At 68.0% G+C, this 219-nt stretch carries 1 protein-coding gene; it reads right to left on the reverse strand.

The annotated features are described in order from the left end of the window. A partial coding sequence (locus ACGK9R_RS17235; RefSeq protein WP_394583557.1) for a hypothetical protein occupies positions 1 to 219 on the reverse strand: 219 nt, incomplete at both ends.

Below are 219 nucleotides of genomic sequence, written 5' to 3' on the forward strand. Positions count from 1 at the left end.
GTCGATGGTCACGGCGCCCAGGGTCGAGGTGCCGCTGGTCGCGTTGTCCAGGGTCTGGCGCACCTGCACGGTGCCGGCGGCGTAGGTGCCTTCGTCCAGCACGAAGCTGTCACCGGTGCCGTCGGTCCAGCTGGCACCGCCATCAGTGCTGTACTCCCAGGTGGCGCCATCGACCAGGCCCAGCACGTTCACGGTGCCGTTGCTGGTGATACCGTCCAA

It is taken from the genome of Halomonas sp. HNIBRBA4712 (assembly GCF_043558675.1).
Classification (GTDB): domain Bacteria; phylum Pseudomonadota; class Gammaproteobacteria; order Pseudomonadales; family Halomonadaceae; genus Vreelandella.